The organism is Herbaspirillum sp. GW821-FHT09A12 (assembly GCF_059418325.1).
The window spans coordinates 148,359-163,831 of the sequence record NZ_JBWKPR010000008.1; the positions used below are offsets into that span (position 1 = coordinate 148,359).

General features: G+C 62.7%; 14 protein-coding genes. 12 read left to right on the plus strand and 2 right to left on the minus strand.

Features of this window, described 5'->3' with window-relative positions:
- Positions 1-66: 66 nt before the first annotated feature.
- The 11 genes from hisS to AC07N6_RS17270 all read left to right on the plus strand — a co-directional run bounded on the left by hisS (position 67) and on the right by AC07N6_RS17270 (position 12,077).
- On the plus strand, positions 67-1,428 hold the full coding sequence (gene hisS, locus AC07N6_RS17220; protein ID WP_494782603.1) for a histidine--tRNA ligase: 1,362 nt from the start codon (positions 67-69) through the stop codon (positions 1,426-1,428).
- Positions 1,429-1,453: 25 nt separating this feature from the next.
- Positions 1,454-2,098, plus strand: a complete 645-nt coding sequence (locus AC07N6_RS17225) for a YfgM family protein (protein WP_494782602.1) — start codon at positions 1,454-1,456, stop codon at positions 2,096-2,098.
- A gap of 127 nt (positions 2,099-2,225) precedes the next feature.
- Entirely contained in the window at positions 2,226-3,422 is a 1,197-nt protein-coding gene (bamB, locus tag AC07N6_RS17230) for an outer membrane protein assembly factor BamB (protein WP_494782601.1), read from the plus strand.
- 7 nt (positions 3,423-3,429) lie between these two features.
- On the plus strand, positions 3,430-4,773 hold the full coding sequence (gene der / locus AC07N6_RS17235; protein WP_494782600.1) for a ribosome biogenesis GTPase Der: 1,344 nt from the start codon (positions 3,430-3,432) through the stop codon (positions 4,771-4,773).
- 143 nt (positions 4,774-4,916) lie between these two features.
- Complete coding sequence (gene hfq, locus AC07N6_RS17240; protein ID WP_050467890.1) at positions 4,917-5,156, plus strand: RNA chaperone Hfq; 240 nt, start codon at positions 4,917-4,919, stop codon at positions 5,154-5,156.
- Between the two features lie 39 nt (positions 5,157-5,195).
- Positions 5,196-6,320: a GTPase HflX gene (hflX, locus tag AC07N6_RS17245; RefSeq protein WP_494782599.1), complete on the plus strand. Its 1,125-nt coding sequence runs from the start codon at positions 5,196-5,198 to the stop codon at positions 6,318-6,320.
- 169 nt (positions 6,321-6,489) lie between these two features.
- The gene (hflK, locus tag AC07N6_RS17250) at positions 6,490-7,839 is read left to right on the plus strand and encodes an FtsH protease activity modulator HflK (protein ID WP_494782598.1); all 1,350 of its coding nucleotides are present in this window, start codon (positions 6,490-6,492) and stop codon (positions 7,837-7,839) included.
- Positions 7,839-8,726 carry a protease modulator HflC gene (gene hflC, locus AC07N6_RS17255; RefSeq protein ID WP_494782597.1) on the plus strand — a complete coding sequence of 296 codons (888 nt, stop codon included), beginning with the start codon at positions 7,839-7,841 and terminating at the stop codon, positions 8,724-8,726. The genes hflK and hflC overlap by 1 nt, the downstream gene beginning before the upstream one ends.
- Positions 8,727-9,012: 286 nt before the next feature.
- Positions 9,013-10,173, plus strand: coding sequence for an ATP phosphoribosyltransferase regulatory subunit (locus AC07N6_RS17260; RefSeq protein ID WP_494782596.1), 1,161 nt, complete (start codon positions 9,013-9,015; stop codon positions 10,171-10,173).
- A 3-nt stretch (positions 10,174-10,176) separates the two neighbouring features.
- Positions 10,177-11,490, plus strand: coding sequence for an adenylosuccinate synthase (locus tag AC07N6_RS17265; protein WP_494782595.1), 1,314 nt, complete (start codon positions 10,177-10,179; stop codon positions 11,488-11,490).
- 53 nt (positions 11,491-11,543) lie between these two features.
- A complete protein-coding gene (locus AC07N6_RS17270) occupies positions 11,544-12,077 on the plus strand; it encodes a phosphoribosyltransferase (protein ID WP_141916308.1) in 534 nt (177 codons plus the stop codon).
- An 81-nt stretch (positions 12,078-12,158) separates the two neighbouring features.
- Here the strand turns inward: AC07N6_RS17270 and AC07N6_RS17275 are convergent, their stop codons facing one another.
- Both AC07N6_RS17275 and AC07N6_RS17280 read right to left on the minus strand, forming a co-directional pair.
- On the minus strand, positions 12,159-13,238 hold the full coding sequence (locus AC07N6_RS17275) for an SDR family oxidoreductase (protein WP_494782594.1): 1,080 nt from the start codon (positions 13,236-13,238) through the stop codon (positions 12,159-12,161).
- Between the two features lie 24 nt (positions 13,239-13,262).
- Positions 13,263-14,441, minus strand: coding sequence for an MFS transporter (locus AC07N6_RS17280; protein WP_494782593.1), 1,179 nt, complete (start codon positions 14,439-14,441; stop codon positions 13,263-13,265).
- Between the two features lie 123 nt (positions 14,442-14,564).
- Here AC07N6_RS17280 and AC07N6_RS17285 point away from each other — a divergent pair, with 123 nt between their 5' ends.
- Complete coding sequence (locus AC07N6_RS17285) at positions 14,565-15,446, plus strand: LysR family transcriptional regulator (RefSeq protein WP_494782592.1); 882 nt, start codon at positions 14,565-14,567, stop codon at positions 15,444-15,446.
- Positions 15,447-15,473 lie beyond the last annotated feature (27 nt).

The following is a 15,473-nucleotide window of genomic DNA, read 5'->3' on the forward strand; positions in this document are numbered from 1 at the left end:
CGCCGTGCATCACGGCGATGGCAGGCAATCCAATTTGAATTGAAGACAACACTATCCGGTATCGGTATGTCAGAGCAAAAGAAAGTCGAGAAGATCGTTGGCGTCAAAGGGATGAATGACATCCTGCCCGCCGACGCGCCACTGTGGGAACTGTTCGAGAACACTGTGCACTCCGTGCTCAAGAGCTATGGCTTCCAGCAGATCCGCACCCCCATCGTCGAGCCGACCGCGCTGTTCGCGCGCGGCCTGGGCGAGGTGACCGACATCGTCGAGAAGGAAATGTATTCCTTCACCGACTCCATGAACGGCGACAACCTGACCTTGCGTCCGGAAAACACCGCCGGCGTGGTGCGCGCCGCGCTGGAGCACAACCTGACCTACGACGGCCCCAAGCGCCTGTGGTACGTCGGCCCCATGTTCCGCCACGAGCGTCCGCAGCGTGGCCGCTATCGCCAGTTCCACCAGGTTGGCGCGGAAGCGGTCGGCTTTACCGGCCCGGACATCGATGCCGAACTGATCATGATGTGCCAGCGCCTGTGGGATGACCTGGGCCTGTCCGACATTCGCCTTGAACTGAACTCCATCGGCGATGCGGAAGAACGCAACAAGCATCGCGCCGACCTGATCGCCTATTTCGAGCAGCACAAGGACTTGCTGGATACCGACGCCCAGCGTCGCCTGCATGCCAATCCGCTGCGCATCCTGGATACCAAGAATCCGGCCATGCAGGAAATGGTCAACGGCGCGCCCCAACTGCTGGATTACCTGGGCGAGGAATCGAAGACCCACTTCGAGGGCGTGCAGAAGATCCTGCGCCACAACAACATTCCGTTCACCATCAATCCGCGCCTGGTGCGCGGCATGGATTACTACAACCGCACCGTGTTCGAGTGGGTCACCGACCAGCTCGGCTCGCAAGGCACGGTCTGCGGCGGCGGCCGTTATGACCCGCTGGTCGAGATGTTCGGCGGCAAGCCGACGCCGGCCTGCGGCTTCGCCATGGGGGTGGAGCGCCTGCTGGAGCTGATGAAAGCCAGCGGCGAACAATATGCGCCCAACCAGTGCGATGTCTACCTGGTGCATCAAGGCGAAGACGCGCAGATGCAATCTTTCGTATTGGCCGAGCGTTTGCGGACTGCCGGCCTCGATGTTGTGCTACATTGCGCATCGTCGAACGGCGGCGGCAGCTTCAAGGCGCAGATGAAGCGCGCCGACGGCAGCGGCGCCGCCTTCGCCGTGATCATCGGTGAAGACGAAGTGAAATCCGGCACGGCGACCGTCAAGCACATGCGCGAGGGCGATGCCGGAGATGGCCGGGCCAACCAGAGCAGCATGGCATTCGATGCGGTGGTCGACTACATCGTCGACCAGATCGTCGATGGCCACGATCATGGACATGATCACGAGCACGTGCACTACCATCCCTAATCGTTAAGACTTTTTGCAGAGTTACATGGCATACGATCTCGAAGAACAAGAACAGCTCGACTCCATCAAAGCATGGTGGGCGAAATACGGCAATCTGATTACCTGGCTGGTGATCGTTGCGCTGGCGGCTTATGCCGCCTGGACCGGTTGGAACACCTACCAGTCCCGGCAGGCGGGGCAAGCGTCGGTACTGTATGAAGAACAGCAGAAGTCGCTGGCCGCCAAGGATAATGCCAAGGTGCAACGTACCGCGGCCGATCTCCAGGACAAGTTCAGCGGCACCGCCTATGCCGAAATGAGCGCGCTGGTAGCGGCCAAGTCGGCGTTTGACGCCAATGACGCGGACGCCGCCAGGAAGCAGTTGCAGTGGGTGGTCGACCATGGCCGCGGCCCCGAATACAAGGCGATTGCCGCGGTGCGCCTGGCCGGCGTGATGCTGGACGCCAAGGCCTATGACGATGCCCTGAAAGTGCTGTCGGGGGACTTCCCGGCGCAGTTCGCCGGCGCCATCGCCGACCGCAAGGGCGACGTGCTGTTGGCCCAGGGCAAGCGCGACGATGCCCGTGCCGCTTACAAGCTGGCGCTGGAAAAGACCGAAGCCAAGGATCCCAGCCGCCAGCTGATCCAGATCAAGCTGGACGCCATCGGCGGCGAAGCGCCCAAGGCCTGAACCGGAAATGGCATGTGCGCGTCCGGCCGCTGCGGGGCTGCGCGCAGCCAGCCATGGCCGGGGTCTCCGGCTGAAGAATCAACCGCAATCCCACCGCGAATCCATCCATCGCTCAGAGGAAAACAATATGCGTAGTGCGACAGCGACTGCTGCCAAGGCAACATCTTTTGCTCGATCCCGGTCCGCCGGCAAGCTGGCGTTGAGGCTGGCCGCCGCGGCGGCGGTTGTGGCCCTCTCGGGCTGCGCCTGGTTTTCCAGCAAGAAAGACCCGAATCCGCCGGCGCCGCTGGTCGAATTCACCCAAAAGCTGCGCGTGCAGACGGCCTGGTCGGTCTCGGTCGGCAAGGCCGGCAACTTTACCTTCACGCCGGCCTATGCTGCCGGTAGCGTGTTCGCGGCGGCCGCTGACGGCACCGTGGTGCGCATCAATGCCGAGAACGGCCAGACCCTCTGGCGCGTGCGTACCGACATGCCGCTGACGGCGGGCGTCGGCACCGATGGCAGCACGGTGGTCGTGGTGGGCGAAAAGGGCCAGATCCAGGCATTCGACGCTTCCGGCAAGCCGACCTGGAAGGCGCAAGCCTCCAGCGAAGTGCTGTCGGCCCCGGCTGTGGGCGAGGGCCTGGTCGTGGTGCGCAGCATCGACAATCGCGTGACCGCCTATGATGCCGACAACGGCAATCGCCGCTGGATGGCGCAACGCACCGTGCCGTCGCTGACCCTGCGCAATGCGCCGGGCATCGTGATCGGTTCGCAGACCGCCTTCGTGGCGCTGCCGGGCGGGCGCCTGTCGGCGCTGGCATTGAACAATGGCGGTCCGCGCTGGGAAATCCCCGTCGGCGACCCGCGCGGCACCACCGAGCTTGAGCGTATCTCCGATGTGTCCGGCGTGCCCGCGCTGGGCGCGCGCGACATCTGCGCGGTGGCCTATCAGGGCCGTATCGGCTGCTTCGACTTGATCAACGGCAATGTCCGCTGGATCAAGGAGTTTTCCAGCGACGTCGGCGTGTCGCTCGACGACAATTATGTCTATGCCGCCGATGTCGGCGGCGTGGTCACCGAATTCGCGCGCGACACCGGCGCCAGCATATGGCGCAACGACAAGTTGAAGAACCGCCAACTGTCCACGCCGATCAGCGTCGGCCGTGCAGTGGCTGTGGGCGATTACCAGGGGTATATTCACTTCTTGTCGCGTGAAGACGGTGCCTTCGTGGCCCGCCTGTCCAGTGATGGCAGTCCCATCCAGGCTCCTCCGGTCAATGCCGGCCAGTCTGCCGTTTTCCAAACCAAATCAGGAACTGTGGTCGCTGTCGCGACTGAATAATATTGAAATGAAACCGGTAATTGCACTAGTAGGCCGTCCCAACGTCGGCAAATCGACGTTGTTCAACAGGCTCACCCGCAGCCGTGATGCATTGGTTGCGGATTTGCCCGGCCTCACGCGCGATCGTCACTACGGCGAAGGCCGGGTAGGCGAACGCCCGTTTTTGGTGATCGATACCGGTGGTTTCGAGCCCGTCGCCAAGGACGGCATCATGTACGAGATGGCCAAGCAGACCAAGCAGGCGGTGGTCGAGGCCGACGCCGTGGTGTTCATCGTCGATGGCCGCCAGGGCCTGACGCCGCATGACAAGACCATCACCGACTTCCTGCGCAAGTGCGGCCGCCCGGTGCTGCTGGTGGTCAACAAATCCGAAGGCATGAAGTACACCTCGGTCACGGCCGACTTCTACGAGCTGGGCATGGGCGATCCGTATGTGATCTCCGCCGCCCACGGCGACGGCGTGGCGGACCTGGTGGACGAGGCGCTGAACGTTGCCGAGGCGCAGCGCATGCCGGAACCGGAGCCGGAAGAGGCTGCCATTCGCGGCATCAAGATCGCCATCGTCGGCCGCCCCAACGTGGGCAAATCGACGTTGGTCAACACGCTGCTGGGTGAAGAGCGGGTGATCGCTTTCGATATGCCCGGCACCACCCGCGACTCGATCGAGATCCCGTTCGAGCGCGATGGCCGGCACTACACGCTGATCGACACCGCCGGCATCCGCCGTCGCGGCAAGGTGTTCGAAGCCATCGAGAAATTCTCGGTGGTCAAGACGCTCAAGTCGATTTCGGACGCCAACGTGGTCTTGCTGTTGCTTGATGCCCAGCAAGATATTTCCGAACAGGACGCCCATATCGCCGGCTTCGTGCTGGAGTCGGGCCGGGCGCTGGTGGTTGGCGTCAACAAGTGGGACGGCATGCAAAGCGACCAGCGCGACCAGATCAAGACGGATCTGGAGCGCAAGCTCAATTTCCTTTCGTTCGCCAAATTCCATTTCATCTCGGCCCTGAAGTCGAGCGGCATCGGGCCCCTGATGAAATCCATCGATTCCGCCTATGCCGCGGCGATGGCCAAGCTCTCCACGCCCAGGCTCACGCGGGCGCTGGAAGAGGCGCTGGAACACCAGCAACCGCGCCGCAAGGGATCGATTCGTCCGAAGCTGCGCTATGCGCACCAGGGGGGGCAGAATCCGCCGGTGGTCGTTATCCATGGCAATGCGCTGGAAGCCATCGACGACAACTACAAACGCTATCTGGAGAAGCACTTCCGGGAAACTTTCTCCCTGGTTGGCACTCCACTGCGTATCGAGTTCCGTTCTGGAAAGAACCCGTTTGTCCGTCAGGACAAATAATCCGTAGAGATGCTGTAATTTAGTTAATGATTTTTGGCGTTGCAGGGAAAATCGTTTACATTGATGAAGCATACATTGGTAAAGCACTTGTTTTTTATTAAAGTGCCTCCAAGTCCTAATCACAACAACACTGTGGAGCTGCCATGAGCAACAAAGGGCAATTGTTACAAGACCCATTTCTGAACGCATTGAGAAAAGAGCACGTTCCCGTCTCTATCTATCTGGTCAACGGCATCAAGCTGCAAGGCCATGTGGAGTCTTTCGATCAATACGTGGTCCTGCTGCGCAACACCGTTACGCAGATGGTTTACAAACACGCCATTTCCACCGTCGTGCCTGCGCGCGCGGTCAACCTGAGTCTCGACTCGTCCGACGCCGAATAATGGTCTACCGAGCCGGCGTAACGCCGTGTGCATCTTGATATGCGTGCCGCGTTAGTCGGCCTGGATTTCGGCAAGAATGATTTCGCCGCAAGTCTGGATGAGTTGTTCCTGTTAGCGAAGTCCGCCGGCGCGGAGCCGGTGATCACCATCACCGGACGTCGTGCCAGTCCGGACGCAGCTCTTTTCGTCGGTTCCGGCAAGGCGCAGGAAGTCGCCGATGCAGTCGCCGACCTGGAACTTGAGCTCGTTATCTTCAACCATGCATTGTCACCCGCCCAACAGCGCAATCTTGAGCGTGTGCTGAAGGTGCGTGTGCTCGACCGCACCAGCCTGATCCTGGATATTTTTGCCCAACGGGCCAAAAGCCACGAAGGCAAGGTTCAGGTCGAGCTGGCGCAATTGCAGCATCTGGCGACCCGCCTGATTCGCGGCTGGACTCACCTGGAGCGGCAAAAGGGCGGTATCGGCCTGCGCGGCCCCGGCGAAACCCAGCTGGAAACCGACCGTCGGCTGCTCGGCGAACGGGTCAAGGCGCTGCGCGCGGTGCTGGCCAAGTTGCGGCGGCAGCATGCGACGCAACGACGGGCGCGGGGGCGCAACGAGACCTTTTCGGTGTCGCTGGTGGGCTATACCAACGCCGGCAAATCGACCATTTTCAATGCGCTGGCCAAGGCCGGCGTTTATGCCGCCAACCAGCTTTTCGCCACGTTGGATACGACCTCCCGCCGCGTTTATCTGGGCGAGGTCGGGCATGTTGTCATTTCGGATACCGTCGGCTTCATCCGCGAATTGCCGCACCAATTGGTGGAGGCCTTCCGGGCGACGCTGGAAGAGACCATCCATGCCGACTTGTTGCTGCACGTTGTCGATGCCGCCAGCCCGGTGCGCATGGAGCAGATCGAGCAGGTCAACGAGGTCTTGAGGGAGATCGGCGCCGACCATGTGCCGCAGATCCTGGTCTGGAACAAGATCGATGCGGCCGGCCTGGAACCGGCGGTCGAGTATGACGAGTATGGTAAAATCCAGCGGGTTTTCGTCAGTGCGAAGTCTGGTGCTGGCTTGGATCTGCTGCGCGAAGCGGTGGCCGCTTCGCTGAAGGCCGCATTGGAGGCCAGGGGCCGCAGCCGATCGCAGCCTGTTGATTCCGAAGGTGTGCCCGTCTGAGCAATTCCCTGAGGGGCACTAACCAAATGTCGTTGGCAAGGCGTGCCGACGCCGACAATACGAAGTACGGCAAGGAGGCGCAACGTCGCCAGCGGCGTTTTGTTGGTGATTCTGAACGCGCATTCCTCCTTGATTCACTTATCAATAACTACAGCCGGATCGCAAACGCATGCTTGTGTCTTTATTCAAGAAAATCGGTGTGAAGTTTTCGTTGAACGACCCTCAATGGGGGCGTGGTTCGCAAGACGACAACCGCGACAATCAGAATAACGGAAGTAACGGCGAAAAACGACCCGAGAAGCCATCCGGCAACGGCGGGCCGCCGGATCTCGACCAGCTCTGGCGCGATTTCAACCAGCGCCTGTCCGGCATGTTCGGCCGCAAGGGCGGTGGCGGCGGTTCCTCCGAGGGCGGCGGCTTCAACCGTGGCGACGTCAAGGGCGCCGGCATCGGCGCGGGCGTGATCGCCATCATCGTCGCGTTCCTGTGGCTGGCCAGCGGCTTCTTCATCGTCCAGGAAGGCCAGACCGCCGTCATCACCACCTTCGGCCGCTACAGCCATACCACCTTGCCGGGCTTCAACTGGCGTTGGCCGTATCCCATCCAAAGCCACGAAATCGTGAACATGTCGCAGGTGCGTACCGCCGAGATCGGCTACCGCGGCAACGTGCGCAACAAGCAACTGAAGGAATCGCTGATGCTGACCGACGATGAGAACATCATCGACATCCAGTTCGCGGTCCAATACACGCTCAAGAATGCCGCCGAATGGCTGTTCAACAACCGCGACCAGGACGACTCCGTGCGCCAGGTGGCCGAAACCGCGATCCGCGAGATCGTCGGCCGCAGCAAGATGGACTTCGTGCTCTATGAAGGCCGGGAAAAGGTCGCGATGGACGTGAACCAGCGCATGCAGCAAATCCTCGATCGCTACAAGACCGGCGTGCAGATCACCAACGTGACCATGCAGGGCGTGCAGCCGCCCGAGCAGGTACAGGCCGCTTTCGATGACGCGGTCAAGGCCGGCCAGGATCGCGAGCGCCTCAAGAATGAAGGCCAGGCCTATGCCAACGACGTGATTCCGCGCGCTTCCGGCGCCGCTTCGCGCCTGCTGGAAGAAGCCGAGGCCTACCGTTCCCGCGTCATTGCGAACTCCGAGGGCGATGCCTCGCGCTTCAAGCAGGTGCTGGACGAGTACCAGAAGGCGCCGGCCGTGACGCGCGACCGCATGTATCTCGAAACGATGCAGCAGATCTTCGCCAACACCACCAAGGTGATGGTCGATGCCAAGAGCGGCAGCAACCTGCTCTACCTGCCGCTGGACAAGCTGATCCAGCAGACCGCGGGCGAGCAGCCCGCGGCATCCGGCAAGCCGCAGGCCGCACCTGCGGGGCAGCCCGCCGGCGCGGCAGCTTCTTCCAATCCGACTTCGGGAAATGACACAGTGTATTCGTCCGAGCTGATGCGCGACATAAGAAACCGGGATCCGCGCGAAGCGCGCGAAAGGGAGGTGCGCTGATGGGCCGCCTCATTACTTCCGTCATCGTCGCCGTCGTGGCGATCTGGCTGGCTTCCTCGACCATCTTCGTGGTGGACCAGCGTTCCTCGGCCATCGTGTTCGCGCTGGGCGAAGTCAAGCAGGTGATCAGCGAGCCGGGCTTGCACTTCAAGTTGCCGCCGCCGTTCCAGAACGTGATGTACCTGGACAAGCGCATCCAGACCCTGGATACGCCCGATGCCGACCGCTTCATCACCGCAGAGAAGATGAACGTGCTGGTTGACGCCTACGTCAAGTGGCGCATCATTGACCCGCGCCTGTACTTCGTCAGCTTCGGCGCCGACGAGCGCCGCACGCAGGATCGCCTGTCGCAGATCGTCAAGGCGGCGTTGAACGACGAAATCACCAAGCGTACCGTACGCGAAGTGATTTCCAGCCAGCGCAACAGCGTCATGGATGCGCTGCAGGCGCGCGTGGCCAACGAGGCCAAGCAGATCGGCGTCGAAATCATCGACGTGCGCCTGCGCCGCGTGGACTATGTCGACCAGATCAGCAACTCCGTTTTCGAGCGCATGAAGTCCGAGCGGGTGCGCGTGGCCAATGAGCTGCGTTCCACCGGCGCCGCCGAGTCCGAAAAGATCCGCGCCGATGCCGACCGCCAGCGCGTGGTGATCCTGGCGGAAGCCTACCGCGCATCCGAGAAGATACGCGGTGCGGGCGATGCCAAGGCGTCGCAGGTCTATGCACAGGCCTTTGGCCAGAACCCGGACTTCTACAAGTTCTACCGCAGCCTCGAGGCATATCGCGCGAGCTTCAAGAACCGCCATGACGTGATGGTGGTGGATCCGAGTTCGGAATTCTTTAAATATTTCAAGGGTGTCGGCAACAGCAGCGTTTCCAAGAAATAAACCGACAACGTGAACCAAGTAAGGCCCGCGCTGCATAAGGGCGCAACGGGCAAGAGGATGGATGCCGCTGGTTGAGGGCATCTTTCCTTTTTTTGTGTGGCGGATTGTTCCGGGCAGGCAAGTTTCCCGGATTGCAGGAGTGGGGCGTCAGGATGTTCTTCTATCCCGAAACGCCCCGGTTTTTCGTCCAGCTCCAGCCTCCAGCCCCAGACTTGCAGCGTTGATGGTTTGCCCATGCAGACCGCCGGGCCGCCCGCCTGTTTTTTTTCCTGAGTTATTTTCGTCTATGCCTAACTGGCTTCTTCCTGAAAACATTGCCGACGTCTTGCCGTCCGAAGCGCGCAAGATTGAAGAGTTGCGTCGGCGCCTGCTCGACAATTTCCGCCTGTACGGCTACGAAATGGTCATGCCGCCGCTGCTGGAATACCTGGAGTCGCTGCTGACCGGCGCCGGCCAGGACACCGACCTGCGCACCTTCAAGCTGGTCGACCAGTTGTCCGGCCGCACGCTGGGCGTGCGCGCCGACATGACCACCCAGGTCGCGCGCATCGACGCCCACCTGCTCAACCGCGCCTCGGTGACCCGCCTGTGCTACGCCGGCAGCGTGCTGCATACCCGTCCGTCGGGCCTGCACGCGACGCGCGAGCCGATCCAGATCGGCGCCGAGATCTACGGCCATGCCGGCATCGAAGCCGACGCCGAAATCCAGGAGCTGGCGCTCAATTCGCTGGCGCTGGCCGGTATGCGGCAGATCCGCCTGGACCTGTGCCATGTCGGCGTGCTGCGCGCGATCATCGCCAACGACCCGGCCGCCAAGCGCCAGGAGGCCCAGTTGTTCGGCCTGCTGGAGGCCAAGGATGTGCCGGGCCTGCAGGAAATCACCGCCGCCTACCAGGACAGCACCCGCCAGGCGCTGCTGGCGCTGCCGGGCTTGTACGGCGACATCGCCGTCATCGCGCGCGCGCGCATCACGCTGCCGGCCTTGCCGGGCATCGCGCAGGCGCTCGATGAGCTGCAGGCGCTGGTCGAACTGGCCGGCAGCCACGAAGGCGCGGCCGTGACCATCGATCTGGCCGACCTGCGCGGGTATCATTACCACAGCGGCGTGATGTTCGCCGCCTATGTGCCGGGCCTGCCCAATGCGGTGGTGCGCGGCGGCCGTTACGACCATGTCGGCGAGGCTTTCGGCCGCGCCCGTCCGGCCACCGGCTTTTCGATGGATTTGCGCGAACTGGCACGCCTGATGCCGGGCGCGGAAAGAAAGCGCGCAATTCGCGCGCCGTGGGGTACCGAAGCCGGCCTGCGTGAGAAAATAGCGCAATTGCGGCAGGCGGGGGAAATCGTGATCCAGAGCCTGCCGGGTCACGAAAACGATCAGGACGAATTCGACTGCGACCGCGCCGTCGAATTCAGCAATGGAAACTGGATTATCAAAAACTTGGGCTGAGTCATGTTACAGAATAGCAATGCAAAGAATGTCGTCGTCATCGGTACGCAATGGGGCGACGAAGGTAAGGGCAAGATCGTCGATTGGCTGACCGACCACGCGCAAGGCGTGGTGCGTTTCCAGGGCGGCCACAACGCCGGCCATACGCTGGTCATCGGCGGTCAGAAGACTGCGCTGCAACTGATTCCGTCCGGCATCATGCGCCCCGGCGTGGCATGCTACATCGGCAACGGCGTGGTGCTGTCGGTGCCCGACCTGCTGCGCGAGATCGACAAGCTGGAAGCCGCCGGCGTGGAAGTGTGCTCGCGCCTGAAGGTGTCGGAAGCCTGTCCGCTGATCCTGCCTTACCACGTCGCCCTGGACGTGGCGCGCGAAACCGCCCGCGGCGCCGACAAGATCGGCACCACCGGCAAGGGCATCGGCCCGGCCTATGAAGACAAGGTGGCGCGCCGCGCCATCCGCGTGGCCGACCTGCTCAACGAAAAGCGTTTCGCCGAGAAGCTGCTGGCCAACCTGGACTACCACAACTTCGTCCTGACCCATTACCTCAAGACCCAGCCGGTCGACTACCAGAAGACCCTGGACGACGCGCTGGCCAACGTGCCGCGCATCCGGCCCATGGTCACCGACGTCTCCAGCGACCTGTACGCCGTGCACAACGCCGGCGGCAAGCTGCTGTTCGAAGGCGCGCAGGGCAGCCTGCTGGACGTCGACCACGGCACCTACCCGTTCGTCACCTCGAGCAACTGCGTGGCCGGCAATGCCGCCGCCGGTACCGGCGTCGGCCCGGGCATGCTGCACTACATCATGGGCATCACCAAGGCCTATACCACCCGTGTCGGTTCCGGCCCGTTCCCGGCCGAATTGCCGACCGATGCCGGCGTCGGCAAGCACCTGGCCTCCGTCGGCCATGAGTTCGGCACCGTCACCGGCCGTGCGCGCCGTTGCGGCTGGTTCGATGCTGCGCTGCTCAAGCGCTCGGTGCAGATCAACGGCGTATCCGGCATGTGCCTGACCAAGCTCGACGTGCTGGACGGCATCGAGTCGCTCAAGCTGTGCACCGGTTACAAGCTCAACGGCAAGCAGGTCGACATCTTCCCGGTCGGCGCTGAAGAAGCCGCGGCGTGCGAACCGATCTACGAAGAAATGCCGGGCTGGAGCGAGTCCACCGTCGGCGCCAAGTCGCTGGATGCGCTGCCGGCCAACGCCCGCGCCTACATCGCGCGCATCGAAGAGCTGGTCGGCGTGCCGATCGACATGATTTCCACCGGTCCCGACCGCGAAGAAACCATTGTCCTGCGTCATCCGTTCAAGTAAGCGTATCCCCTGGAACAACCGTAACAAGCAATTCGCAACAAGCAATAAACAAGATGAAGATCTCTGACGACAAAGACCTGTGGGTCACCTGGGACGACTACAACCGCCTGATCGAACGACTGGCGCTGAAGGTCTACGAGTCCGGCTGGCAATTCGACCAGGTGTTGTGCCTGGCGCGTGGCGGCCTGCGGCCGGGCGACGTGATGTCGCGCATTTTCGACGTGCCGCTGGCCATCCTCTCGACCAGCTCCTATCGTGAAGCGGCCGGCACCATCCGCAGCTCGCTGGACATCGCCAAGTACATCACCATCACCAAGGGCACCCTGGGCGGCCGTATCCTGCTGGTGGACGACCTGGTCGATTCCGGCGTGACGCTGCAAAAGGTGCTGGTGCACCTGAAGGAGCACTATCCCGCCGTCACCGAGATCAAGTCCGCGGTCCTGTGGTGGAAGGGATGCTCGGTGGTGGAACCCGATTACCACATCGACTACCTGCCGACCAATCCCTGGATCCACCAGCCTTTCGAAGACTACGACAGCCTGGGCCCGCACCAGCTGGCGGCCTGGATCAAGAAGGGCGACGCCTGAGCCGTTGGCGTTTTGCCGGTCCCAATGAAAAGAGCTTGCCGCGGCAAGCTCTTTTTTTGCGTGTACACATACAGGGCGCACTCAAGGGATGACCTTGTTCCGCCTGAACTCCTCGAACAGCCGGTAGAACATCTGCTCGCTCTCCACATACTCATGGAAGCCGAAACGCCGTGCCTTGGAACCGTCGCCGAACATGTCGTAGTCCCATGAGAACACGAAATCGGCGAATCCCCACGACGACAGCGTGTCGTAGGAATGCGCGTCCAGGCCGTGGGCGCGCGCGATGCTTTCCCACAGCGGCGCCTTGTCGCTCATCACGTCGGCCAACGCCAATGGCAGCGGCGGCCCGACTTCCATGTCGAACCAACGCGCGATCTTCGGCCACATCTCGCTCCAGCGGAAGATGTCGCCGTTGCCGATGTTAAAGGCTTGGTTGGCGCAGCCCTCATTGGCCGCGGCCCAGACCGTCGCCTTGGCCAGCAGGCCGGCATCAGTCATTTCCACCAGCTTGTCATAGGCGCCCGGCTTGCCGGGAAAGCGCAGCGGCAAGCCCAGCGCTTTCGAGATGCTGGCATACACCGCAATGGCCAGCGCCAGGTTCATCGGATTGCCCAGCGCCGCGCCGCCCACCACTGCCGGCCGGATCGCCGACCAGCTCCAGCGCTGGCCTGACTGCGCCTGCCGCTGTTCCAGGTAGCGCTGCTGGTCGAACATGAATTCGGGCGGCATGAATTGCGCATCGGTTTCGCGCGCCGGCGTCTTGAAAGGGCCCAGGTGGCCGCCGTAGACCTTGTAGCCCTGCATCAGGCTGATGTGGCGCAGTCCCGGCGCGGCCGCTTCGACTGCTTCCACGGTGTTCTCCAGCATCGCCAGGTTGGGCGCTACCAGTTCGCTCCAGGTGGCGCGATGCTGGTAAGCCGTGTAGAAAATATGGGTGACATGCTCCAGCGGCGCCAGCTTCGCGCGCGTGTCGGCCGCATCCAGCAGGTCGACCGCGATGTGGCGCAGCCGGCCGTGCGCCTGGTCTTCGCCGCCACGGCGCGACAGGCCGATCACGTCCCAAGCGGGCAGCGTGAGCAGGTGCTCGATCAGCTTGCTGCCGATGACGCCGTTGGCGCCGACCACCAGGACGGTTTGCTTGCCTGCGTTTTCAGTAGACATCCGGTTGCTCCGGTCAAGGTAAGGTCAGCAGGCTTCGACGCCGGCGGAAGGAACCGCGGCCGCCTTGCCATCCATCTTCCAGCTCACCAGCGCCACCACGATGCCGGCAATCGGCAGCAAGGCCGCGACGTAAGGCACCGAGTGCAAGCCGGGACCATGGTCGATGGTCAGGCCGCCCAGCCAGGCGCCTGCGGCATTGCCCAGGTTGAAGGCGGCGATGTTGGCCGAGGAGGCGAGGTTGGGCGCGCCGGTGGCCTTTTCCAGCACGCGCATCTGCAACGGCGGCACGGTGGCGAAGGCGGCCATGCCCATCAGGCCGACGCCGATGATCGAGGCGATCTGGTGGCCGTTGGTCAGGCCGAACAGCACCAGCACCACGGCCAGCGCCACCAGGCTGCCCACCAGCGTGGCCATGAGCCTCTTGTCAGCCAGCTTGCCGCCCAGCAGGTTGCCGATCACCAGGCCCACGCCGAACAGCAGCAGGATGGGCGAGACGGCCGCCGCCGGAAAACCGCTGATATCGGTCAGGATAGGGGCGATATAGGTAAAGGCCGCGAACACGCCGCCAAAGCCCAGCACCGTCATGAGCAGGCCCAGCAGCACCTGCGGACGGCCCAGCACGCGCAGTTCCTTGCCGAAGTCGGCCTGTTCGCCGCCTTGCGAGCGCGGCACCAGCAAGCCGGTGCCAGCCAGCGCGACCAGGCCGATGGCGGTCACCGCCCAGAAGGTGGCGCGCCAGCCGTACATCTGGCCCAGCCAGGTGCCGAAGGGCACGCCCAGCACGTTGGCCACCGTCAGGCCGGTAAACATCAGGGCGATGGCGGAGGCCTGCTTTTCCTTGGGCACCAGGCTGGTGGCCACCACCGAACCGACGCCGAAAAATGCGCCGTGGGCGAACGAGGCGACCACGCGCCCGATCATCAGCATGTTGTAGTCCGGCGCGAGGGCGCACATCAGGTTGCCGATCACGAACACCACCATCAAGGCCATCAGCAGCGTCTTGCGCGGCAGGCGGCCGGTGGTGGCGGTGACCAGCGGGGCGCCGACGAATACGCCCAGCGCGTAGCCGGTCACCAGGAGGCCGGCGGCCGACAGGCTCACGCCCAGGTTGGTCGCGACTTCCGGCAACAGGCCCATGATCACGAACTCGGTGGTTCCGATGGCGAATGCGCTGATGGTCAGCGCCCAAAGTGCAATTGGCATATCAAATCCTTGTTGTTGGCCGGCGTCCGAAAAGACTTTGCCAGCGATGGAAAGGATTGTGCCTGCGATCTTTCTTGAGAAAAATACCGTTAAAATCAAAGAATATTTGATTTGGAGTCAATGATGTCAATTCAATCGGAAGAATTGCGCACCTTTGTTGCCGTGGTGGAAGCCGGCAGCCTTTCCGCCGCCGCGGAGGTGCTGGAGCAGACCACCTCCGGCGTGAGCCGGGCCCTGTCGCGGCTGGAAGAAAAGCTGGGGGCGAGCTTGCTGACCCGTACCACGCGGCGCATGGACCTGACCGAAGAAGGGCAGACCTTCCTTGAACAGGCGCGCCATATCCTGGCCGCGATGGAGCATGCCGAGGAGGCGGTGCGGGCGCGCACGCAAAAGCCGGTCGGCAAGCTGCGGGTGGATGCGGCCGTGCCGTTCATGCTCCATTGCGTGGTGCCGCACGTGGGCGCTTTCCGCGAGGAGTATCCCGAGATCGAGCTGGAGCTGACCACCAATGACCGTTTCATCGATCTGGTGGAACAGCGCACCGACATCGCCATTCGCATCGGCGAGCTGCAGGACTCCACATTGCATGCCAAGCCGCTCAGTTCGGCGCGCCTGAACATCGTCGCCAGCCCCGGTTACCTGGCGCGCCATGGCGAACCCCAATCAGTGGAGGCGCTGGAGCAGCACCGGCTGATCGGCTTCTCCCTGCCCGAATCGCTGAACCAGTGGCCGCTGCTGCATGCCGGCGGCGACCGCTATCCGGCCAGGCCGGCGATCCGCGCTTCCAGCGGCGAGACCATCCGCCATCTGGCGTTGCACGGGCAGGGCATCGCCTCGCTGTCGAACTTCATGACGGATGCCGATATCGCTGCCGGCCGGCTGGTCAAGTTGCTTGAGCCGGCCTACAGCGGTTACCGGCAAAAGATTTCGGCGGTCTATTACCGCAATACCCAATTGTCGAGACGCATCAGCTGCTTTCTGGACTTTTTGCAATGCAAGCTCTGATACGCTCTCCAGCCGGGCAACAAATTG